The sequence below is a fragment of the Nocardia lijiangensis NBRC 108240 genome (genome assembly GCF_001613045.1).
GTDB classification, from domain to species: domain Bacteria; phylum Actinomycetota; class Actinomycetes; order Mycobacteriales; family Mycobacteriaceae; genus Nocardia; species Nocardia lijiangensis.
Genome location: NZ_BDBP01000041.1, coordinates 29,594 through 51,023 on the forward strand (window position 1 = coordinate 29,594; position 21,430 = coordinate 51,023).

22 protein-coding genes and 2 pseudogenes are annotated in these 21,430 nt (G+C 65.0%); 7 read left to right on the top strand and 17 right to left on the bottom strand.

The window, feature by feature from the left end; genetic code table 11:
• Positions 1 to 95 precede the first annotated feature (95 nt).
• Positions 96 to 326 (bottom strand): hypothetical protein, encoded by a 231-nt coding sequence (locus tag NL1_RS16475; protein WP_067840336.1) that lies wholly within the window; start codon positions 324 to 326, stop codon positions 96 to 98.
• 150 nt (positions 327 to 476) lie between these two features.
• A complete protein-coding gene (locus NL1_RS16480; RefSeq protein WP_067840338.1) occupies positions 477 to 878 on the bottom strand; it encodes a winged helix-turn-helix transcriptional regulator in 402 nt (133 codons plus the stop codon).
• A 98-nt stretch (positions 879 to 976) separates the two neighbouring features.
• Between NL1_RS16480 and NL1_RS16485 the strand changes: the two genes are divergently transcribed.
• A complete protein-coding gene (locus tag NL1_RS16485) occupies positions 977 to 1,804 on the top strand; it encodes an NAD(P)H-binding protein (protein ID WP_067840415.1) in 828 nt (275 codons plus the stop codon).
• 184 nt (positions 1,805 to 1,988) lie between these two features.
• Here NL1_RS16485 and istB read toward each other — a convergent pair.
• Positions 1,989 to 2,833 (bottom strand): annotated as a pseudogene (istB, locus tag NL1_RS16490) (IS21-like element helper ATPase IstB).
• Positions 2,830 to 4,456: pseudogene (gene istA / locus NL1_RS16495) on the bottom strand (IS21 family transposase). The pseudogenes istB and istA overlap by 4 nt, the downstream one beginning before the upstream one ends.
• Positions 4,457 to 4,618: 162 nt before the next feature.
• Here istA and NL1_RS16500 point away from each other — a divergent pair.
• Positions 4,619 to 4,903, top strand: coding sequence for an FCD domain-containing protein (locus NL1_RS16500; protein ID WP_084510668.1), 285 nt, complete (start codon positions 4,619 to 4,621; stop codon positions 4,901 to 4,903).
• A 378-nt stretch (positions 4,904 to 5,281) separates the two neighbouring features.
• Here the strand turns inward: NL1_RS16500 and NL1_RS16505 are convergent, their stop codons facing one another.
• The 11 genes from NL1_RS16505 to NL1_RS16545 form a co-directional block, all read right to left on the bottom strand.
• Entirely contained in the window at positions 5,282 to 6,580 is a 1,299-nt protein-coding gene (locus tag NL1_RS16505; RefSeq protein ID WP_174553423.1) for a dihydrolipoamide acetyltransferase family protein, read from the bottom strand.
• A gap of 21 nt (positions 6,581 to 6,601) precedes the next feature.
• Positions 6,602 to 7,585, bottom strand: coding sequence for an alpha-ketoacid dehydrogenase subunit beta (locus NL1_RS16510; protein ID WP_218024429.1), 984 nt, complete (start codon positions 7,583 to 7,585; stop codon positions 6,602 to 6,604).
• 19 nt (positions 7,586 to 7,604) lie between these two features.
• Complete coding sequence (locus NL1_RS39515) at positions 7,605 to 8,315, bottom strand: thiamine pyrophosphate-dependent enzyme (protein WP_245673320.1); 711 nt, start codon at positions 8,313 to 8,315, stop codon at positions 7,605 to 7,607.
• A complete protein-coding gene (locus NL1_RS39520; RefSeq protein ID WP_245673311.1) occupies positions 8,201 to 8,758 on the bottom strand; it encodes a thiamine pyrophosphate-dependent enzyme in 558 nt (185 codons plus the stop codon). The genes NL1_RS39515 and NL1_RS39520 overlap by 115 nt, the downstream gene beginning before the upstream one ends.
• A gap of 11 nt (positions 8,759 to 8,769) precedes the next feature.
• Positions 8,770 to 10,104 (bottom strand): dihydrolipoyl dehydrogenase, encoded by a 1,335-nt coding sequence (gene lpdA, locus NL1_RS16520; protein WP_373862561.1) that lies wholly within the window; start codon positions 10,102 to 10,104, stop codon positions 8,770 to 8,772.
• A complete protein-coding gene (locus tag NL1_RS40230) occupies positions 10,101 to 10,226 on the bottom strand; it encodes an FAD-dependent oxidoreductase (protein WP_373862562.1) in 126 nt (41 codons plus the stop codon). The genes lpdA and NL1_RS40230 overlap by 4 nt, the downstream gene beginning before the upstream one ends.
• A 176-nt stretch (positions 10,227 to 10,402) precedes the next feature.
• A complete protein-coding gene (locus NL1_RS16525; protein WP_067840342.1) occupies positions 10,403 to 11,572 on the bottom strand; it encodes a PucR family transcriptional regulator in 1,170 nt (389 codons plus the stop codon).
• A 233-nt stretch (positions 11,573 to 11,805) separates the two neighbouring features.
• Positions 11,806 to 12,834 (bottom strand): 4-hydroxy-2-oxovalerate aldolase, encoded by a 1,029-nt coding sequence (gene dmpG / locus NL1_RS16530; RefSeq protein WP_067840343.1) that lies wholly within the window; start codon positions 12,832 to 12,834, stop codon positions 11,806 to 11,808.
• Positions 12,831 to 13,826, bottom strand: coding sequence for an acetaldehyde dehydrogenase (acetylating) (locus tag NL1_RS16535; protein WP_067840346.1), 996 nt, complete (start codon positions 13,824 to 13,826; stop codon positions 12,831 to 12,833). The genes dmpG and NL1_RS16535 overlap by 4 nt, the downstream gene beginning before the upstream one ends.
• Complete coding sequence (locus NL1_RS16540) at positions 13,823 to 14,635, bottom strand: 2-keto-4-pentenoate hydratase (RefSeq protein WP_067840347.1); 813 nt, start codon at positions 14,633 to 14,635, stop codon at positions 13,823 to 13,825. Before NL1_RS16540 ends, NL1_RS16535 begins: the two co-directional genes overlap by 4 nt.
• Before the next feature lie 34 nt (positions 14,636 to 14,669).
• A complete protein-coding gene (locus NL1_RS16545) occupies positions 14,670 to 15,299 on the bottom strand; it encodes an alpha/beta fold hydrolase (RefSeq protein ID WP_339379953.1) in 630 nt (209 codons plus the stop codon).
• A 277-nt stretch (positions 15,300 to 15,576) separates the two neighbouring features.
• Between NL1_RS16545 and NL1_RS16550 the strand changes: the two genes are divergently transcribed.
• Positions 15,577 to 16,923 (top strand): hypothetical protein, encoded by a 1,347-nt coding sequence (locus NL1_RS16550; protein WP_067840351.1) that lies wholly within the window; start codon positions 15,577 to 15,579, stop codon positions 16,921 to 16,923.
• Positions 16,924 to 17,252: 329 nt separating this feature from the next.
• On the opposite strand, the gene NL1_RS16555 is transcribed toward NL1_RS16550, so the two are convergent.
• The gene (locus tag NL1_RS16555) at positions 17,253 to 17,753 is read right to left on the bottom strand and encodes a hypothetical protein (RefSeq protein ID WP_162272738.1); all 501 of its coding nucleotides are present in this window, start codon (positions 17,751 to 17,753) and stop codon (positions 17,253 to 17,255) included.
• Between NL1_RS16555 and NL1_RS40030 the strand changes: the two genes are divergently transcribed.
• On the top strand, positions 17,737 to 18,090 hold the full coding sequence (locus NL1_RS40030) for a hypothetical protein (RefSeq protein WP_067840354.1): 354 nt from the start codon (positions 17,737 to 17,739) through the stop codon (positions 18,088 to 18,090). The two genes, NL1_RS16555 and NL1_RS40030, sit on opposite strands and share 17 nt — an antisense overlap.
• A gap of 5 nt (positions 18,091 to 18,095) precedes the next feature.
• Here the strand turns inward: NL1_RS40030 and NL1_RS36590 are convergent, their stop codons facing one another.
• Complete coding sequence (locus NL1_RS36590) at positions 18,096 to 18,524, bottom strand: hypothetical protein (RefSeq protein WP_084510661.1); 429 nt, start codon at positions 18,522 to 18,524, stop codon at positions 18,096 to 18,098.
• A 274-nt stretch (positions 18,525 to 18,798) separates the two neighbouring features.
• On the opposite strand from NL1_RS36590, the gene NL1_RS16570 reads away from it, so the two are divergent.
• From NL1_RS16570 to NL1_RS16580, 3 genes are all read left to right on the top strand, one after another.
• Positions 18,799 to 19,554 carry a bifunctional DNA primase/polymerase gene (locus NL1_RS16570; RefSeq protein WP_162272742.1) on the top strand — a complete coding sequence of 252 codons (756 nt, stop codon included), beginning with the start codon at positions 18,799 to 18,801 and terminating at the stop codon, positions 19,552 to 19,554.
• Positions 19,555 to 20,326: 772 nt separating this feature from the next.
• On the top strand, positions 20,327 to 20,824 hold the full coding sequence (locus NL1_RS16575) for a TetR/AcrR family transcriptional regulator (protein WP_067840358.1): 498 nt from the start codon (positions 20,327 to 20,329) through the stop codon (positions 20,822 to 20,824).
• 21 nt (positions 20,825 to 20,845) lie between these two features.
• The gene (locus NL1_RS16580) at positions 20,846 to 21,199 is read left to right on the top strand and encodes a hypothetical protein (RefSeq protein ID WP_067840360.1); all 354 of its coding nucleotides are present in this window, start codon (positions 20,846 to 20,848) and stop codon (positions 21,197 to 21,199) included.
• The last annotated feature ends 231 nt before the right edge of the window (positions 21,200 to 21,430 follow it).

The window sequence follows — 21,430 nt, forward strand, 5'->3', positions numbered from 1 at the left end:
TCGATTCCAGATGAATTTGAGCGTCACAGATGGGCTCGAGGGGCTCTGGATCCAGACGAAAATAGCGTCACTCGGGTGGTCCGGTGAGGCCCGGGTCAGTAGTCGGCTAGCGGCAGTTCGTCGCCGGGGTCGCCGCCAAGCAGGATTTGGAACCGTTCGAGGTGGCAGCACAGCTCGTCGAGGGTGAAGCCGGGAGCACCGACGGACTCGGTGAACGCGGCAGCGACTCCGGGGTCCGCGCGCTGGAAGAAGTCTTGGAGGAACCCGAGCATCTCCGCCAGCTCCGCGGCGTCGGAGGCGTCGAGGTGGAATGCGTTGTGCGCCAAGGAGTCAACAATGCACCATATGTGTGCTTGGTTGCGGTGAGATCATCACGAACGCCTCTATTTTCGTCCACCAGCCCATGTCGCCGCCGACGTCGTGCAATTTGTCGGCACGGATCCGACACCATCCCAAGGGTGGGTCGGAAGGCCGGATCAGCGTCGGTGGCGTGTTTGTTGCTTGGCGTCGTAGATCCCGCGAGCCTGGTCGACCTCGCCGAGGTTCACCGACCACTCGGCCAGCGCGGCGAACAGCGGTGCCAGGCTGCGTCCCAGATCGCTGATCTCGTATACGACCCGCGGTGGGACCTCGGCGAAGTAGGTGCGCTCGATCAGCCCGTCGCGTTCGAGTTGCCGCAATCGTTCGGTCAGCACCTTGGGAGTGATCGTGCCGATGCGCCGCTGCAGCTCGACAAAGCGGTGCGGCCCGTACTGGTGCAACACCCACAGGATCGGCGTTGTCCAACGGGAGAACACGACCTCGACCACAGGAGCGATCGGGCACGCGTTCTCCGGAGCAACCGCATCCTGCGCGTCCCATACCGTGTTACTCGTCACAGATACCCCTGAACTCCATTACTTTCGTCTAGGAACCTACTACCTCGGCAATAGTAACGTCGCCCGAGTCCGCAGACGAACTCGGAAAGGGAATGAACATGATCGTGGTAACCGGAGCGACGGGCAATGTCGGTCGGCCGCTGGTGCAGGCATTGGTCGCGGCCGGCGAGCATGTGACGGCGGTCTCGCGCACGGTGACAGCATCCGAGGTCCCCGCAGGAGTCCGGTGGCAGCAGGTCGATCTCGCCAGGCCGGAGAACCTGGCATCAGCGTTCGACGGGGCCGACACGCTTTTTCTGTTGACGTCCGGTGATTTCGTCGCCGCCGGCGGCAATGTCGCTGATGTGATGGATATCGTGCAGGGCGCCGGTATTCGGCGGGTTGTTCTGCTGTCCTCGCAAGGGGTCAGCACCGGCAGCCACCCGTCCGCAGTGGAAGACGCCGTCAAAGAATCCGGTGTCGAGTGGACGATGCTGCGGCCGGGAGGCTTCGCATCCAACGCGCTGCAGTGGGCGGAAATGGTTCGCACGCAACGAACGGTCTCGGCACCGTTCGGCGATGTCGCGCTACCGGTCATCGATCCGGCCGACATCGCCGCCGTCGCCGCTGTCACCTTGCTCGACCGCAGTCACAACGGCAGAACCTACGACCTGACCGGGCCAGCACCGATCTCACCGCGCCAGCAAGCCGCCGACATCGGTGCGGCACTCGGCGAACCGGTCCGCTTCGTCGAACTGTCCCGCGCCCAGGCCAAAGCGCAGATGGTGCGGTTCATGCCCGAACCCATTGTCGAGGCCACCCTTGACATCCTCGGCTCACCCAAACCCGCCGAGCAGCAGGTCAGCCCCGACACCGAACGACTGCTCGGCCGCATCCCGCGAACCTTCGCCGAGTGGGCCGCCCGCAACACCGCAGCCTTCAAATAGCCACTGAGACAACGTCGGGTAGCAGATCTCAATAGATTTCGGCCGAAGGTCAGTGATTCGATCACCCGCGAGGATTGTCCGGAACAGACAGTCACGTCGCACTCGACCGATGACCCCAAACACCATGTCTGACATGCTGATTCCCGACGAATTCCGGCGCCACCTCGGGTTCTGGGGGGATTGATCAGTGTTGCGGCTCGGGTGCTGGATCCTTCGCTGTATGGTTCGCCGGTGGGATCGTCCGGGCTGCGGTCTGCGCTGTTCGGGTGAGCCGGTAGCTTTGGGTGCCGGTTTCGATGATGTGCCCGCCGAAGGTCAATCGATCGACAATCGCCGCGCAGAGCCGGGGATCGGTGAACGTTTTCGTCCAACCGCCGAACGACTCGTTGGAAGCGATGGCGACACTGTTCTTTTCCTCCCGCTCGGTCAGAACCTGGAACAACAGCTCGGCGCCGCTGCGGTCCAGGGCCATGTATCCGAGTTCGTCGAGGCAGAGGAGATCGACTCGGCCCGTAGCGGGCGATGGTTTTGGTGAGTTGTTTGTCGTCGGCGGCTTCGACCAGTTCGTTGACGAGTTTCGTGGCGAGGGTGTATTTGACGCGGTAGCCCTTCATCGCGGCCTCGGTGCCCAACGCGATGAGCAGGTGGCTCTTGCCGGTGCCGGAGTCACCGATCAGACACAGAGGCAGCCCTTTCTCCACCCACTTGCAGGTGGCCAGGGTGTGGATCATCGCCGGGTCAACGTTCGGGTTGGCGTCGAAATCGAAGGCCCGCAACGACTTCTCGCCGGGGGAACCCGGCCGCGCGGATGCGGCGCTCGCTGCGGCGGCGGGCGCGGTCGTCGCACTCGGCCAAAAGCAGCTCAGCCAGAAACGACCGATACGACATCTGTTCGCGTTCGGCGGTGTCGGCGATCTCGGTGAACTGCTGGCGGATCGAGGGCAGTCGCAGCATCCGGCATGCCTGGTCGATGGAGGCGTCGGCGGCCTGCTCGGTCATTCCGCGGCGCCGGGGCGTGCTGATGGTCATGTACTGGTTCCTTCTGCGGGTGGGTAGGGGCGGCGCAACAACTGGTCGTAGACGGCCACCGACGGCAAAGGCCTGGTGTCGGGTGGCAGGTGCGCCACCCGGCGCGCGGTCAGCGACGACACAGGATTGGGCTCATCCAGATTCCACCGGTGTCCGCGGCGGCTCCGTGTCGGCGATCTTGCGGGCCTCCAGCGCCACCGCGTCGGCGGTCAGCGCGCCGACCTCCAACGCGGCCTTCAGCCCGGCAACGACCTGATCGTGAGGCATGTGCCGATGCAGCAGCAGCACCTCGATCAGGGCGCGAGTGCCGTCGCGGTCGCCGTGGGCCCTGCGGGCCGCGGCCCACCACGCGTCATGCGCCGTAGTGAATTGGCCGACCGCGCGGGCCTGTTCCAACGCGGTCGCCCCGGCCAGCGCGCCGGGCTTGCGCATCAGCCCTTCCAGGTAGTGATCCAGGTCCATGCGGGTCTGTCCCTTGCCCGCGATCCGTTCGTGCCGGGCGCCCTCGGTCCGGGAGTCGTAGACGACCAGCTCTGATGCGTGCAACAGCACCCGCACTTGGCGGCCGATCAACCGGATCGGCACGCTGTAACGATTGGTGCGAACCGTGACCAGCGAATACCTGTCCACGCGCGGGGTGAACCACAGACCGGTCTCGAATTCCTCGTCCGGCAAACGCTTCAGCAGCGCCCTTTCGACCTCGAAATGCTCCCCGATCGTGCGGGCACGGGCACCGATGCGGCGCGCGTCATCGGCGTCGTCGAACTCATCGATCAACGCGTTCAGCTCATCAACCGAGCTCACGCGAGGCACCGGTACCAGGTGGTTGCGGCGGAAGAAGCCGATATCGCCTTCCACGCCGCCCTTCTCGTGAGCCCCGGGAAGTCCTGGCTGGCAGTAGAAGACATCGAGATTCCAGTGGGACCGGAACGCCGTCCACCGATCGGTCTCGACCCGCAACCGCGACAACCCGATCACCCGCGCGACCGCCGCGTTCAAGTTGTCGTAGCGCACCTTCCCGAACGGCACCCCGCCCAACCGCCGGAACGCGTGAACATGCCCCTCGAAGAACGCTTCCTGCCCACCCGAGGTGGACATCCGGTGAATCGCCTTGCCAAAGAACGAGAGCCGGAAAGAGAACAAGAACATCTTGACCCTCTCACCGCGCAGCTCCACCATCACTTCCCCGAAGTCGACCTCGGCTTCCTCACCAGGACGGTGCGTCTGCGGAATGAACACCTCGGCCGGGCCGCGACCGGCAGCGACACGGATTTCCGGCTGCCGCTTCGCCACGTACTCGCGCACGGTCTCGTAGCTGACATCGACCATCCGATGCTCATCGATCAACCGGGCGAAGATGCGTCGCACCGTGTGCCGCTGCTTGCGCGGCGCATCCAGATCCGCCAGCAGCCACTCGTCGATGACCGGCTTGAACTCGTCCAGCTTCGACGCCCGCGACGGATACTTCTTACGCTCGGCCGGCCACGCCGACCACAACGCCGCGCGCACCGTCTGATACCCGACGTTGTACTTGCGCTGCAGATCCCGACCCGACGCCCCGACCCGCGAATCCCGCCGGATAGCGGCATACAGCTCCACCTTGGACTGACGCGGCGGCGGCAACGACGGCTCCTACGAGAAGACAGGTTCCGGGCCTCGCACAGAGCACACAGAACGTTGCGGCGCAACCTACCACCATCATCACCAGGTGATGTCGAAATTCGTCTGTACCAACATCTTCGGATCACCCGTGACATTCAGATCCACCTGTAAGTGACGTCGAAGATGACCTGTAGAACCAAGTTCCATGCCGCGATCCATGCAATGGCCAACTCTCGCATCATGGAGGAAGCCAGCCAGCGTATGTGGGACCTATCCGACTTCCTCATCAACACCGCTGGTATCAGCAATCCGCTCTCCGACGCGATTCCCCAACGCCAATGCGACCACGAAGCAATCGCGGCAGCCATCCGGGACCGCGACGAGAACCTCGCCCGCGAGGCCATGCGCCAACACATCCTCGGAACAGTCGCCATCATCGACGGAGAACGCCGAAGCGAATCAGCGTAGTCGCGGAACTCATGACGAGCCCGACACCATTCGATTCCGGCGGCGAGCACTCCGGTTTTCCGCGCAGCTGTCGATAGCCAGTCTTGTCCGGACACACGACGCCAGTACGACTCCGGCACTCCGGGCCGTATACGACGCCGCGCCTCAGTTTCCAGGCGGTGGCAACGAATTCGTGTTGGCGATTTCTTGCAGGAACACCCCGCTGACGATCCCAATAATTCTCGTCGACCGATTTCACCGAGGCGTACTGTGCCGGAAAGAACAATTTTATCGGGCGGGGAGCCGAGCATTGGCCTCGTCCGTGATCATTCGCGGATAGCTTCCACGACGTGTTCGGGGAAGCGACTCGCCGCACCAGCGGCATCCGCTCCCCCAGCGCTATGCGACGATCCGCAAAGGATGCTCCAGCAAATCCTTCAACTGCGCCAGGAAGTGTGCGGCGACTGCCCCGTCGATGGCGCGGTGATCTGCGGACATGGTTAGGCGAAGGATTCTCCGGCTCACCACCTGCCCGTCCTCCAGTCGCAGCTCATCGGTGGCCGCGCCAACGGCGAGGATGGCCGCTTCCGGGGGGTTGATCACGGCCGTGAAGTGTTCGATGCCGAACATACCCAGGTTGGAGATGGTGAAGGTGCCCCCACCCATCTCGTCGGGACGCAGTTTGCGGTCACGGGCGCGTTCGGCCTTGTCGCGGCTTTCGGCGGCGATGGCGGAGACGCTCTTGTGGTCGGCGTCCCGAATCACCGGAACCAGCAGCCCGGCCGGTGTCGCGACCGCGACACCGAGATGAATGCCCTTGTGCTGCAGTAGTTTGTCGTCGGCGAAGGAGACGTTTACCGTCGGGTTCGCCCGCAGCGCCACGGCAACCGCTTTGACCAGCAGATCGTTGACACTGACCTTGCCGACGCCGGATTCGGCGAGCGTGGCGTTGATCTTTGCGCGGAAGCCGAACAGGTCGGTGACGTCGATGGCGCTGGTCAGGTAGATGTGCGGTGCCTGCTGCTTGCTCTCGGCGAGTCTGGTGGCCGAGACCCGCTGAATGTTGGTCAGCGGGATCTCGTCGTAGTCGCCCGAGACCGCTGCGGGAACCGCAGATTCGGCTACCATCGCGACGGCCGCGGTGCGTTCGGCGGCGGGCGTGGAAGCGATTTGGGTTGCGGCATGGGCGGATTCGACGTCTTGCTTGGTCACACGACCGCCAGGGCCGGTGCCGACGACGGCGGCCAGGTCGACGCCGAGCTCCCCCGCGATCTTGCGAGCCAGCGGCGAGGACTTCTTTCGCACGCCAGCTTCGACGGCGGCTGAGCCACCGGCGCGCGCGGGAGCCGCCGACGTGCCGGAATTCTCTGCCGCAATGGCGGGAGCGCTTCCGGGGGTCGGAGTGGCGGTGTTCGAGGCAGCGGGCTGTGCGGATGTGTTGGCGGCTGCCGACGAGGCGCCGCTGCCGTCGCCGACGATGGCGATCGGCTCGCCGATCGGGACGCGTGTGCCCTCCGCGGCGAGGATCTGCTCGAGCACGCCGTCGTCGTAGGCCTCGAGTTCCATGAGCGCCTTGTCGGTCTCGATCTCGGCGAGCACTTCACCGCGGGTGACGGGGTCGCCGACCTGTTTGAGCCAGGCGGAGACGACGCCGTCCTCCATCGTGTCGGAGAGCCGGGGCATGGTGATTTCAGGCATTGTTGTTGTTCTTCCCGGTTCTCAGCGCCGACGGCCGACGGCCGCGAGGGTTTCCACGGCGGCGGTGTAGAGCGAGTCGGCGGATGGCAGGGCCAGCTGTTCGAGCGGCTTGGCATACGGCAGCGGCACCTCGGCCATGGCCACGCGGCGCACGGGGGCGTCGAGGTAGTCGAACGCTCCGTCGGAGATGGAGGCCGCGACTTCTGCGCCGATGCCGTAGGTGAGCCAGTCGTCCTCGCCGATCACCGCACAGCCGGTCTTGCGCACCGAGGCGATCAGGGTGTCGCGGTCCAGCGGACGAAGGCTGCGCAGGTCGATCACCTCGGCGGAAATTCCCTCTCCCGCAAGTCGTTCCGCCACCTGGGTGGCTACCGTAGCCATGCGCGAGTAGCCGATCAGTGTGATGTCGCTGCCGATGCGGGTGATCGCCGCCTTGCCGATCTCGGCGGGCGGAAGATCCTCGGGCACCTCACCTTTGGTGTTGTACAAGGCGAGGTTCTCCAGGAACAGGACCGGGTCGTCGTCATCGATCGCGGCCTTCAGCAGCGCTCGCGCATCGGCGGGTGTGCTGGGGGCGACCACCTTCAGGCCGGGTACGAATGCGTAGTACAGCTCGATGTTCTGCGAATGCGTCGCACCCAGCTGCTGGCCGCCGCCGCCGGGTGTGCGGATGACCATGGGTACGCTGGTCTGCCCGCCGAACATGCCGTAGATCTTGGCGGCGTGATTGACGATCTGGTCCAGTGCCAGCAGCGAGAAGTTGATCGTCATGATCTCGACCACCGGACGCAGGCCCAGCATGGCCGCGCCGATGGCCGCACCGACGAAACCCTCTTCGGCGATGGGAGTGTCGCGCACGCGCTTCTCGCCGAATTCGGCGAGCAAGCCGGCGGTGATCTTGTAGGAGCCTTCGAAGACGCCGATTTCTTCCCCGATCAGGAAGATGTCGTCGTCGCGCCGCATCTCCTCGCGGAGGGTTTCGCGCAGCGCTTCACGGTAGGTCATGACAGCCACGATGATGTCCTTAGTGGGTGAAGAGCGGGTCGGCGGGCAGACGGCGGGAGTCACCGGCCACCGGCGTGGCGTAGTTGAAGTCGAACAGGCTCGCCGGTTCCGGATGTGGACTGGACTCGGCGAATTCGACCGCGGCCACCACCTCGGCGGAAATCTCTCGCTCCATCGCGGCGGCGGAATCTTCGGTCAGCACACCGGCCTCGACAAGGGCGGCACGCCAGAGCACAACCGGATCGTTCTCGCGGACAACCGAAACAGTCTCACTGGTGCGGTATTTCGCCGGATCCACCACGGAGTGGCCCTTGAGTCGATAGCTGACCGCCTCCAACAGCGCCGGTTTCCCTTCCCGTCGAGCGGTTTCGATCAGCTCGCTCGCCATATCTCGCACGGCCAGCACATCGGTGCCGTCGACCCGCTCGCCGCGCATGCGGTAGGAGGACGCCCGCTTCCACAGATCCGGTTCGGCCGAGGACTTCTCGACCGTGGTGCCCATGCCGGTCTGATTGTTGATCACCAGAAATACGATCGGCAGGTTCCACAGCGCGGCGATGTTCAGCGATTCGTGGAACGCGCCGATGTTCGTTGTGCCCTCGCCCATCTGGCAGATCACCACGTCATCGCCGCCGCGGTAGTCGATGGCCAGTGCCGCGCCGACCGCCAGCGGCAGCTGGCCGCCCACGATGGCGTACCCGCCCAACAGGCGCGTCGCGACGTCGTACATGTGCATCGACCCGCCCCAGCCCTTGGAGGTGCCGGTGGAGCGGCCGTACAGCCCGCCATCACCCGGCCGGGTTCGATGCCCTTGGCCAGTGCGTAGCCATGTTCTCTGTAGTTGGTGAACAGGTAGTCGGTGGGACGCATGGCCGCCCCCAACCCGACCACCGTCGCCTCCTCACCCAGATTGAGGTGGCAGTATCCGCCGATCTTGGCCTGCTGGTAGCTCTGTGCCGTGCGTTCCTCGAACCGCCGGATGAACAGCATGTCGCGGTAGAGCCGACGCAGCGTCTCGGGGTCCTCTGCGGCGATACGAGTTGCGACCGGGCCGGTTACCACGGATGCGATCGACTCCCCCGCAGGAGTCGCAGCGGAACCGTCGGCCGCGGCCGAGCTGGTCCGGCGGGTCATCTTGCTGGCGGGTTTGCGTGGTGCGGTGCTGGTTGTCACGAGGGGTCTCCTCAACGCTTGCGGGGCGGCGCGACGTGTACCGGCAGGCCAAGCCCGGTCAGGGCCGCTTCCATGCCGATCTCGCCGAGGGTGGGGTGGGCGTGGATGGTGTCGGCGAGCTCTTCGAGGGTGGCCTCGAGCGCAATGGCCAGTACGCCTTCGGTGATCAGGTCGCTGGCCGACGGGCCGATGATGTGCACGCCGAGCACCTCCTGGTGTCGCGCGCCCGCGACGATCTTCAGGAAGCCCTCGGTGTCGCCGAAGGACTTGGCCCGGCCCAGGGCCGCGAACGGGAACTTGGCGATGATCACTTCGTGGCCTGCGGCGCGGGCGGCGTCCTCGGTGAGGCCGACGGACGCGATCTCCGGATGGGTGAAGGTCGCCGCCGGGATCACGGCGTAGTCGATGTGGGCGTCGTGACCGGCGATGACATCGGCCGCCGTCAATGCCTGATGCGAGGCAACATGCGCGAGCAGCGCCTTGCCGGTGACATCACCGATGGCGTACACGTGCTCCACACCGGTGCGCAGCTTCTCATCGATGGAGATGAAACCCCTTGCATCCGTGCCGATTCCGGCGGCATTCAGACCGAGATCGGCGGTGTTCGGGCGCCGGCCGACGCCGACGAGCACCACATCGGCGTCGAGTTCGCCCGCCTGCGGACCGCCGACGCCGACCCGCAGCGCGCCATCCGCCTGCGCGATGCCTGTGACGGTCGATCCGGTCAGCACGGTGATGCCGCGCTTGCCGAACGAACGGCCCAGAGCGACACCGATCTCCTTGTCCTCCAACGGAACCAGGCGATCCTGCATCTCGACGACCGTGACCGCACTGCCGAAGGTGGCGAACAGGCTGGCCCATTCCGCACCCACCGCGCTACCGCCGATGACGACCAACCGCCCGGGCACCTCGGTCAGTCCGAACGCGCCGTCCGAGGTGACCACCCCGGGCAGATCCGCGCCCGGAACCGGCAGTGCCGCCGGCACCGAGCCGGTCGCGACGATCACGTCGGTCGCGCTGATCGTGCGGATGGCGGTGGCCGTCGGTGCGGCGGCGTAACGGGGCCCGCCGGGGAAGATTGGCGACTGTCCCGCCTCGAACACCTCGACAGTGGTGGGGCCGGTGAACCGCGCGTGCCCCTCGATCACGGTCACACCGTTGGCCTTCAGCAGCCCGGCCACACCGTCGGTGAGTTCCTTGACGATGCCGTCCTTGCGCTGTCGCACAGCGCCGAAATCGAAGCCCACGTTATCAGCGTGAACACCGAATTCGGCCGCGCCCTTGATGATCTGAAAAACCTCAGCGGACCGCAGCATGGCCTTCGTCGGAATGCAACCCCAGTTCAAACAGACCCCGCCCGGACGCTCCTTCTCGACCAGCCGACCCGCAGCCCGCGCTGCGCCGCGCGGATAGCCGCGACGTAGCCGCCGGGGCCGCCGCCGACCACCAGTAGATCGAAATCCGGCACTCGTGGTGCTCCTAATCCTCGAATGAAACCACCCCACCTTGGTTGCGGTGCGGGTCGTTCAACCGAGTGTTGTGGCTACCCGATGCACGAACAATCACCTCGCCGTCCAGACATCCGGGGCCCGGACTGGGCGCTGCGCCCAATCTCGGTAGTGGGAATCGGGGATTTGGCGCGGGTCAGTCGCGGGCCTGGACGCCGAGGTCGAGAGCGGCCAGCGCAAGCGAGAACTCCAGGTAGGAACGCTGTCCCTCCAGCGGGCGGCCGAGCAGCGTGGTGATGCGCTGTAGCCGGTTGAGCACGGTGTTCCGATGACAGTGCAGTCGCGGCGCGGCATTGGCCGCCGAGCAGCTCTCGGCCAGCCAGACCGCCAGGGTGCGCAGGAGGATGTCCCGCTCTTTGACCGGTAGATCGAGCACCGGTCCGAGGGTGCGCCTCACCAAGAGGTCGGTCAGGTCGGGCGACCGCAGTAGCAGCACTTCGGGATACCGTTCGTCGAGCGAGACAAGCACGCCGACGGCATCGTCCGGCACCGTGTCGAGCGCAAGCAGGGCCAGTGCATGCGCGGTACCGATCTCAGCCAACCCAGCAACCGCAGCGGAGACCGCCGCACGCCCGCGCACCTGCGGCCGCAGCCGTTGCAGGACCGGTTCGACCGATCGATGCTCCAGCGCGACCAATCCGACCGTGGAATCCGTCCGATCGTGCCACAACGAGCGAATACCCATGGAAGCCAACGCCGTTTCCGATCCTGTGCGCAGCGGATGCGGCCCACCCTGCACCACGACCACGGCATAGCCCCCGTGCACCGGCAGGTTCAGCTCCCGAGCCGCTCGAGCCGCGAACAAGGCATCGTGCGCCCGCCCGGCCAGCACATCCTCGATCAAACCGTGTCGGCGCCGTTCATCCCGCCGGACCCGATCCAGCTCGGTGTTGCGGTAGGAAGTGACCAGCGCCGACGACATACCATCGATAACCGCCCAGATGGCCGTTCCCGTCTCCCGGAACTGTGCGGGCGCCACATCGCCGGCCATGTCGAGCAGCGCCTCCCACACAATGCGCCCACCGAGCCGGAAGGTCCGCTGCATAGCCTCGAGCGGCACCCCCTGCTTCGCACGCAACTCACCGATCGACGCAGCCACGTCGTCCTGCTCCGGCCCCTCGGCCTGCCCACCGAGCAAATCCAGAACCCTGGTGAGGAACCGCTGGCAGCCATCCCGCAGATCCGCGCGCGTTACCGCCGAGTAGTCGGTCCATTCGGGATTGTCGGTGAAAACAGCCGCCATCAACCGCCGCGTCAGTTCGGGAATCTCGCCTCGGAGTTCCGCGGCCAGCTCCGGTGATCTCATCGCGGACCCGGCCCTGTTGGGTGCGCCATATCAGCACACGTTACGCCGAGCACGTCCGGCCGACCGTGCGCTGATCGCGCCGCCTGACAGCCCTGGCTCACCGACCACTCGAGTGCCATCGAAGCCTCAATTCGGCATGGCTTACCGAGCCACGAAAAGACCGACGGCCTGCCTCGCTGCGACGGACCGAAGTCGAATGCGAGGCAGGCCGATCGGCGATCGCCGGTTCGGGGTCAGACCGCGGGCACGGTAGTCTTCCCGCCGACGATGTCCAGGGCGATGTCGACGATCATGTCCTCCTGGCCGCCGACCAGGCCGCGGCGGCCGACCTCCAACAGGAGGGTGCGGGCGTCGACACCGTACCGCTCGGCGGCGATTTCGGCGTGCCGCAGGAACGAGGAGTAGACACCGCCATAACCGAGGGTCAGCGTTTCGCGATCGACCTGCACCGGCCGGTCACGCAGCGGGCGCACCAGGTCGTCGGCCGCGTCCTGTAGGCCGAACAGGTCGCAGTTGTGTTTCCAACCGAGCAGATCGGCGACGGCGATGAACGGCTCGATCGGGCAGTTGCCCGCGCCGGCACCCTGACCGGCCAGCGAAGCGTCGACGCGGGTGACGCCCCCCTCGACTGCGACCACGCTGTTGGCCACCGACAGGGACAGATTCTCATGGGCGTGGACGCCGATCTGAGTCGCCGAATCCAGCACGTCCCGGTAGGCGCGGACGCGATCGCGCACGCCGTTCATAGTCAGCCGGCCACCGGAGTCGGTGACGTATACGCAGTGCGCGCCGTACGACTCCATCAGCTTCGCCTGGGCGGCAAGCTGCTGAGGTTCGGCCATGTGGCTCATCATCAGGAACCCGGACACGTCCATGCCGAGGTCGCGGGCTGTGGCGATGTGTTGAGCGGAGATGTCAGCCTCGGTGCAGTGCGTGGCGATCCGCACCGACCGGACACCCAGGTCGTAGGCGCGTTTCAGTTCCACGATCGTGCCGATCCCTGGCAGCAGCAGCGTGGTCAGCACCGCGTTGGCGATGTTGGCGGCGGCGGCTTCGATCCATTCCCAGTCGGTGTGGCTGCCGGGACCATAGTTCACCGAACTGCCTGCCAGGCCGTCACCGTGGGCGACCTCGATGGCATCGACACCTGCCACGTCGAGGGCAGCGACAATGCGGCCGACGTCGACCGGATCGATGCGATGACGGATGGCGTGCATACCGTCACGCAGGGTGACGTCCTGGATATAGAGCTGAGAGTTCATCGGGCAGCCTCCGCAATGGGCCGCGAATCCGATTCCGCGGCAGACGTTTTCCGGTGCGCGATCGACTCGGCCACACGCAATGCCGCCGAGGTCATGATGTCGAGGTTGCCTGCGTATGCGGGCAGATAGTGAGCGGCGCCCTCCACCTCGAGAAAGACCGACACCCGGGTGGTCACCGGCCCCGCGCCCTCGGGCACCAGCGTGTGGACCGGCTCGCCGGCGGCGATCGGCGTGAACTGGACCTCCTGCTTGAGCCGGTAGCCCGGGACGTACTGGGCGACGCGCTCGGCCATCTGCACGATCGAGGCGCGGATGGCCTCGTGGTCGGCATCGCCGATCAGGCAGAACACGGTGTCACGCATGATCAGCGGCGGCTCGGCCGGGTTCAGGATGATGATCGCCTTACCTCGCGCCGCTCCACCGACGGATTCGATAGCGTGCGAGGTGGTTTCGGTGAACTCGTCGATATTCGCCCGGGTTCCCGGACCTGCCGACTTGGACGCGATCGATGCGATGATCTCCGCGTAATGCACCGGCGTCACCGCCGACACCGCGGCGACCATCGGGATGGTCGCCTGACCGCCGCAGGTCACCATGTTGACATTGTCGACACCGGCATCCAGATGCTCGTCGAGATTGACCGGCGGCACCACGAACGGTCCGATCGCGGCCGGGGTCAGATCGATCAGCGTCTTGCCGTGCGGTGCGAGTTTTTTCGCGTTCGCGATGTGTGCCTTGGCGGATGTGGCGTCGAAGACGATGTCGATCTCGTCGAAGTTCGGCAACCCGATCAGCCCGTCGACTCCTTCGTGGGTGGCCGGAATCTTCAACCGCGCGGCACGCGCCAGCCCGTCGGAGGCCGGATCGATGCCGACCATCGCCCCCACTTCCAGGTTGTCGGACAGGCGCAGCACCTTGAACATCAGGTCGGTGCCGATATTGCCGGACCCGATGATGGCGACTTTCGTCTTCTGTGCAGCCGGTGTGCTCATTGCCCCTCCTTCGGGGAGAAGTTGGCGAGAACCGATCCCAACGGGCCGATCTCGGCGCGAATGCGGGTACCGGGCGGCGTGGGCGCCATCGGCCCCAGCGCTCCGGACAAAACGATCTGACCGGCCTGCAGCGGATTTCCGAATTCCCTGGCCGTGCGCGCCAGCCAGACCAATGCGTTGAGCGGGTCGCCGAGGCAGGCCGCGCCGTTTCCTTCGGATACCAGTACGTCGTCGGCGTACATCCGCATCGTCACTTCGGCGGGTTCGAAGTCCGCCAGGGTCAGTTGCTCATCCGCTAGGACGAACAGCCCGCTGGAGGCGTTGTCGGCCACAGTGTCGGTAATGGTGATGTCCCAGTCGGCGATGCGAGAGTCGACTATTTCCAGAGCGGCCACGGCGTAGTCGACGGCGGCACGGATCTGTGCGTCGTCGAGGTCCCCTTCGGCCAGATCGTGCTTCAGGACGAACGCGATTTCAGCCTCGGCTTTGGGTTGCAGCAACCGCCGCGACGGCACCTCGACCACACCGGAGACGTCCATGTCGGCGAACAGGACGCCGAAGTCGGGCTGGTCGACACCGAGTTGCTGCTGCACCGCGGGTGAGGTGAGGCCGATCTTGCGGCCGACCACCACCGCGCCGGTAGCGAGGCGGCGGCGGGTCAGTTCCTCCTGTACGGCGTAGGCGAGTGCGATACCGCCGCCGCCGAGCAGGGTGCGAACCGGCTCGACCGGTTGCCCTGTGCGCAGCGCGTCGGTGATTCGATCGGCGGCAATCGCCACGATCGTCGCGTCGATGTTGGCTGTGCTCACTGCATTCCCATCCTCTCCTCGACTGCCGTCAGAATCATGACCCGGTACCCGCGGAGGGCCCAGATGGTCGTGCCGCTGGACGGAACGGCGCCGGTTGTTCTCGGCGGTAATCCTCGAGATGTGTCGCGATCAATGTGTTGAAGGTCAGTGGCTTCTCGACACTGGCCAGATGCCCCGCGCCTTGGATAACTCGCATCTTCGCGTCCGGCACCAGCGCGGCCATCTTCCGCACGAGCGACGGCGGGGTCACCTGGTCGTGCTCCCCCGCCAGGATCAGCGTCGGTGCGGCAATACGAGGTAGCAACTGCCTGGCATCGTGCGCTGCCAGCGCCTCGCAGCACGCGGCATACCCCTCCGGTTTCATCGTCGAGAGCATGAGCAGCGACGCCACATACGCATCGGGATCGCGTTCCGCGAAGCCGGGCGCGAAACGTCGCACCGCGGTGCGGCGCACGATCTCCGAAAGCCCGTGCTTGCGAACCTCCACCGCACGGGCTTCTACAGCTGGGCCGAGAGGCGGCGGCGCCGCCGAGGACGTAGCTACCGCCATATACAGCTCCCTTCCATTCGACCTGCCGCAGCCTGCCACCAGTAACGAGGGTGGCGGCGGCAACGGAGGTAGGGCCGCGCCAGCTGAATTAGTGCCCGGCACCGGGGCGGGCACGGCGATGCCGAGATCTCCAGGCCCTCCCCACCCGGCGAGTCGGCGACGCCGTCATCGAATGCCTGACCGTGCCTACTTTCAAAAGGTTGCCATCCGGCCGCTCACCGCCACCGGCGGTGAGCAGGTGTTCCAATCGTCTGATCTCGGTGAAGATCTCCAGTCACGCTGTGTCGATCTGGGGTGCTGAGCAGGGGTATTGACACGTCGCGCCAGGAGGTGGGATCTTGAAATCAAGATCTCGAACCAAGATTTGCGCGTACAACCCCAAGGGGGCCGTATGTCCGAGTCGAGGTCCAAGTCGGATGCCAAGAGGATCGGCGGCCAATCCGGCCAGGATTCCATTCAGTACGTGCGTGAGCCTGTGGCTAGTAGGTTGCGGGATGGCCCAGTAATCGATTTGCCACCATTGCCGCCCCGGCCGGCGACTTGGCTTCCCGATTTCGCGCTCCAGGTGCGCAATCCTTACCAGTTGCCGCTGGGCTGCGTCTCCGCAGGGTTGGAGCAGCCGCTCATCGACGGGATCCGGTCGGCGCTCGCAGCAGAGTATCCGCAAGCCGATATACAACTCGGTTGCGTACAGCACGGCGATCGGTCCGCAACAACTGTGGGTGTCTGGACCACACCGCCACCGACGGATGCCGCGAAGGATGCGCGCCAGCGCGGGCTGGAGTCGGTCGACATTCTGCTGGACGATGAAACCCTGGGTATCTGGGTGAACCCATCATTCATTCGCCAGCTCGTTAGCGCTGAATTCGCTCGAAACCCGAAGCGTTACAACAGCTACGGGACACCGGATCCCGGTGGTTCCGTACATATCACCGGATACGAACTGCAATTCATGGCTCCGGATCGAGTTGTCACGAAAATCCGCGGGTATGACGATCGGCCATGGCCAGATGTGTCGTTCACGATCACGGTGACCGATACGCTCACCGTGGCGGGTTTCGGAATCGGTTGTACGAGTGCCACCGAACTTGACACGCACGAGACTTGGGCCAACGTCCTTACCAGCGTACTGGTGGTTGCACTTCTGCCGTTGGTCGCCCCCATTCCGGGGAGCATCGGGATATTCGAAACTACATTCGGGACCAGTCGTCCTCCGAATATCGGCGGGCCAGGTTGCGTAATAGCGGAGAACTTCTTCATCGACGAAGCGCTTCTGCCGCTCGGCCTGAAGGCTATAGCCCTCTACAACCGGGTGCGAGTGTCGAGCATCGGCATGATCGCCGCAGGAACATTCGATCTGGCAGGCAGAGAGCCAGAGGTGTGGATTGCTGGGCCACGCAACCTAGTCGTTGCAGGCCCCGCGACCGGAGCCACCTACACGATTCCCTACGGTGTGGTCGGACAGGAGCTTCGCGGTGACGATGGTTTATCGATCGTGTGGACAGCGAACGGGGGAACCATCGTCAACCAAGGTATGAAGCAAACGACGGTTGTCTGGACCGGAATAACCGGCGTCGTTGGTGATGTCGTCGAGCGGACACTCGACGTGGAGGTCAGTGACATCGATGGTTTGTCTGCCTCGACAACGCTCGTTGTCGAAATCAAGATCGTCGATCCGAACGAAGAAGACACAATTTGCCTCAAGAAGCCCTGGCTGCCCAAGTGTCGCGGCGGCTGACCCGTCGACAACGACACGCGCGGGTTGAGTACCGCGCACCGGGGTGGCGATCGGGGCGGCATGACGCGCAGCGATGTCGCCGATACTGCCCACAACGATCGACTAGCTAGCGGCTGCCTCGCTACAACGACCGAAACGACAGCTGGTACACCGCGGTCTGCTTGCGGCGGGCGTTTGACGTTGACGGTGTTGCCGACCTTCTGCGAGCCGAAGGTGGAGACGTCGCGGTAGACCAGCGGCAGCATGACGGTGAGCTCATACAGGTTGGCCAGGCTGCGCCGGCCAGGACATCGGGGGTGAGGAATCTGTTGTGCACGAGGACCTCCTACTTAGGTGCGGGATTCGGCGATCGAGTCGCGGACCTTGCGGCGGATGGCCTCGATGTCGTCCTCAGGCGGCCGTGCGGGTGGGGTGGCGTTGCCCGCGGTGAAATCCCCACCCGACCGCTCGACCGGCGGGGTGTTGGCGAGTTTCGGGTTCGTGGTGATCGCCTCGGCGACCAGGCCGTCGACGCGAGTGGTGAAATCGGTGGCGTCGGGGTCGAGTTCATCGAGCGCACCGAGACCGCGCAGGTACGGAATGAGCAGCTTGTGGTCGCCGTGGTGTGTGTCGGCGGCTGCGGCGATGGCGTCTTTGATGCGGTAGTCGCGCAGCTTGCGGTCCGAGGCGCTGGCGCGTTCGGTGAGTTCGGCGATCACTTGCTCGGGCTCGGTGCTCTCATCGCCGACCAGGCCCAGGGCGCGGCCGATCTCCTGCACCATGGCATCGCGAGCTTCCTGGGCCGCTTGGTCGAGCGCGGCGGATGCGCTGCGCATGTCGTTCTCGGGCAAGGCAGTCCACCGTTGCTTCCTCTCTGCTGGTCAGGAAGCGTTCTTCGAAGGTCATGCGCACGCGTTCGAGGTCCTCGGCGGGGTGCCGTTCGGGAAGGCCCGCTACGACAACCTGCGCGAGGCGGCGTCGCGGATGCTCGGTTTCGCCCGGCTCGGCGAGGACTACCTACCTCGACACCGACCGCACTTGCACCCGCATGGACTGCGTCTGGCCGCCGCCGGGGCGCTGAACTCGTCGCCCGGGCTCAGCCCCTACGTCGCCTGGTGCGCGCTGTGCGGCGCCAGGCCTCACGATGCCTCACAGCAACGGCCCTCGCCCGCGCCAACTCGGAGATGAATTCGTCACTGCTTTACGAATGCGCCTAGAAGGATGCCGAGTAGTGGGCTCACAACTAGTGTCGCGGCCTTGATATTGCTCACTGGATTCTGACCGAGTTGGAGCAGTCCATCGAGTTCCTGGCGTCGCCGAAGCCAGTCCTCGACCTCGGCCTTACCTATCGGCGTGCCTCCGACGATCGTGTCTCGAATGGATCGACCAACCGACAGCAACGCAACGTGCGCGGGCCCATAGGAGAGAGCGAGAAGAGCCGTGTAGTAAAGCCCGTAAACCCACACCGCCTGACTCACTTGACTTTGCGCATCGTCTGTATCGGAATCGTGAATCAGGGCTTGTAAGGCGAATCCTAGAGCCAACGTACCAAGGCTGATGACCACGCCGAGTATCCAAAGGAAGGCTTGAAGATCGTCCCGCAAGGTCAGATAGAGCCTCACGGAGTGTAGGGGAGAATCGCCGCCGCTACCTCCGTTGGGTCGAAGTTGCCGGGTAACAGCGTAGATTCGCCAGATCCCAAACATAGGTACGCTGGCCACCAGCCCCCCGAGAAACAGCAGTGGGTAGTCTCCAGGGGCCGGCTCGACTCCTGAGATCCGCTCCGCGACCGAAGGTAGCATCGGGACGACGACCAGGGTTGCGAAAACAACCCAAGTCAGGACCAGCTGAGTTAGACGCCCAACGGCGATGGCCTCGATGGCCCGGAACCTCCGAATGGCTGGCACGGTGAAGATGAACCATGCGGCCACGTTCGCGCCCATGAGAACAACCCAAGGTATTGCCGCAGGCCGGGAGAGAAAGAGCTTCTCCGAAGTCGCAAACCCGACGGCGACACCTATCGCGCACCCGACACCCGCCAGCATCATGACGATCAACGGGCTTTCCGTCGAAGGCGCCTGCGAACGTTTCATGCCTTCGACTCTCCCACCACCGCCGATGAACACCCCCACTGGCGACGCGCGTGTCGCGTCCACTCAGTTCCACCACCGAGACTACGAGTCCACCCTCATCTTTCAGAAGCCTGCGGCTGACAGCGCACCGGACCACCTCGATGGTCTGCACGCATCGTCGATGCAACTTCACACCACCGACGACGATCGGCGCCGACCACCAACCGATCCCGCGAATCCGAACCGAGTCCTCAGACCGGTAGTTCGGTCAAATGTCGGCATTGCCTGCGGCTCCAGCGCACTCGCCGTCCTCGACCCCTCCTCCTGTGACCATGCACCCACACCCGACGGGAACGGCGGAGGCGAAGTCCGCGCCGCCTTGGTCCAAGGTCACAGAACCGCGACCCGTCCCACCTACGCCGTCGTCACACTCTCGGGCGGGATGCATCTGTACTGCCCGCGCACCGTCAACCCCCTGTTGTGCGCCGCGATCGCGCGCTTGGGCTGGCTCATCGACAGCCGTGGGGAAGGCGGATACGTCGTCGCCGCTGGATCCCGACTCGACCACGGCTCCTACTAGATCCTCGATGGTTCGAGTCCCGATCACTTTGCCGCAGTGACTAATCCAGCTCACTGGCACCGCCGCCACCCGCCCGCGAGAAGGCACGGTGTCGATCGCGCATCCCAACGTCCGCGCCGCTCTGTTCAATCAGTCCAACCGGATTCACCCCACGTACACCGGTGCCCGGCATCGCGCAATACTGTCGGCCGCCAACAGTCTCGGGTGTCTGGTCGGAGCGGGGCTGCTCAACCACGACCACTGCCTACGCGATGCTACTCGAGGCATCCCGGATTCATCTCGGGGTCGATAACTTCACCGAGATCGCAGCGCACCATCACCAACGCGCTGACCTACGCCGCAGCCCACACCGCTCCTGCCGGGTCCGCCAGTTGTTCGGTTGCCACGGCATCGGCGAGCGCGTTGGAGTCTGGGCCAGGGTCGGGGATATTCAGGGGCTTCCACTCTCCGTTCACCTCGTTCCGCGGTTCGATCCCGATCCCGCCCGTGCCGCCCGATGCTCTGCACGATCTGCCGGCGCAGAGGCGCGTAGGTGGGCGTTGCTTCGTCCCCCTCCGGGCAAACCCACCTTCCCGTCCTTGCGCTTCCCGCACGATCACCCTCCGGGTGCGTATTCCGCTGCCCGGCTTGCTGCTTCGCCCATCTGCTCATTGGTCGCCGCGCCGGCGCGACGTGAGGCATGCCCACCGTCCACCCCGCCACTCGAGGAGGTCCGGGAGTTTGGAAACGAACGTTCTTGACTGAGTGTTCCCAAACTGGGTATCGTGGCGGCATGGCACGACCGAGAACATTCGATGAGGCTGCCGTCGTCGAGGCGGCGGCAAAGCTGTTCGCCCGGCGCGGTTTCGACGCCGTGTCGATTGATGACCTCGTTGGCGAGCTCGGCGTACACCGTCACAGTCTGTATCGAACATTCGGCAGCAAGCGCGGGCTATATCTGCGGGCGTTGCGAGCGACTCGGAAACAGAACCTGTACGCAATCGCCGCCGCCGATGATCCACTGGAAGTGCTTTACGCAGCAGTGATTTCCGAGGGGATCGGCAGTCTGGACTTGCTGTTGATGGCGGCGATCGAGCAAGGCGCTGCGGACCCGGAAGTCGCCGCCGAGGTCACTGGCGCCTTCGCGGAACTCGATGCGATCACCGCGTCGCTCGGCAACGGAACGTTGTCGACAGCGACGTTGCTAGGTATTCGCTTGCGCGCACGCGCTGGTGACGATGTGGCCCGTGCCGCCGGTGAGTTGACCGGACGAACACAGACCGATCAGTGAATATGAGTAAAGGAGAATGACGTGGCCGAGGTCAGCATCAACGGTACGGATCTGGTGGTCCGCATGGAAGGCTTGGACAAGCTCTGGGCGTTGAAGAGTCACCTCGTGATTCCGCTGGCAAATGTACGCGGCGCCACCGTCGACCCGGGAATCGTCAAGGAACGCAAGGGCATCCGCGCGCCCGGCACCCACTTTCCCCGCGTGATCACCGCTGGAACCTTCCACATCGACGGCGAACGTGTGTTCTGGGATGTGCGCAACCCGGATAAAGCCGTGGTGATCGAACTGGTCGACGAGCGCTATGCACGACTGGTCGTCGAGGTCGACAGCCCCGCCAACGTGGTCACGATGATCGAGGGAGCGTGCGCGCACTGAGACCTGGGCGCAGTTGTGGGGCCTGTCCACACAACTGCGCCGGGGGGACGCTCGCCGTCTCACGTGGCACGGCTGGTTGCGTCGGTGCGAAGCTGGGCCGGCTCGGCCGGTCTTCTCAATTCGGTAAATGACACGCCTCCGTTTGGATGTCGGGCGATCGACGTAGCCAGCCCTGCTGCTCGATGTAGGCCAGCGGAATCACCGCCGCGACCACCATCATCAACGTGGTGG